Origin of the sequence: Myroides sp. DF42-4-2 (assembly GCF_030326445.1) — a bacterium.
Lineage (GTDB): Bacteria > Bacteroidota > Bacteroidia > Flavobacteriales > Flavobacteriaceae > Flavobacterium.
Genome location: NZ_JACAKI010000062.1, coordinates 1 through 749, shown reverse-complemented (window position 1 = coordinate 749; position 749 = coordinate 1). Strand labels below are relative to the sequence as shown.

The window sequence follows — 749 nt, the reverse complement described above, 5'->3', positions numbered from 1 at the left end:
GAAGAGTAGACATCCCCAAAGAGGGAGGGAAAATCCGACAACTTGGCATCCCTACTGTAGTAGACCGCCTAGTTCAACAGAGTATATCCCAAGTACTATCCCCCATCTACGAACAAGAATTTCACCCAAGTAGTCACGGCTTTAGACCCAATAAAAGCTGTCATACAGCCTTGCAAGAAGTGATAAATCACTTAGATGAGCGATATCATTATGTCGTTGACCTAGACCTAGAAAAATTCTTTGACACAGTTAACCACAGTAAACTAATTGAAATATTGTCAAAGAAAGTGAAAGACCCTCAAGTGATATCCTTAATCCATAAATATCTAAATGCAGGAGTTGTTATTGGGAATAAATTCGAAGAAAGTAGATTGGGAGTTCCTCAAGGGGGACCACTAAGTCCACTACTGAGTAATATAATGCTTAATGAGCTAGATAACGAACTTGAAAGACGAGGACTCCGCTTTGTGCGTTATGCAGATGATTGTTTAATCTTCTGTAAAAGTGAAAGAGCGTGTTTTCGTGTGCAGGAAAGCATCACGAGATTTATTGAAGAGGTGTTATACTTAAGAGTAAACAAAGAGAAGACTACTAATGGTCACGTCAAAGGGAAGAAATTTCTAGGACACAGCCTTTCTGTCAAAAGCAAAGGAAAATGGAATCTTTGTGTACACCCGAAAAGCTATAGTAAACTCAAAGACAAGTTAAGGGAACTTACAAAACGTAGTAGTGGTAAAGGGTATGATATA

At 38.7% G+C, this 749-nt stretch carries 1 protein-coding gene; it reads left to right on the top strand.

Going from position 1 to position 749, the window contains the following annotated elements; translation table 11 throughout:
- Positions 1–749, top strand: a 749-nt coding sequence (gene ltrA / locus HX062_RS16145; protein ID WP_286468135.1) for a group II intron reverse transcriptase/maturase, incomplete at both ends; no start/stop codon positions are given.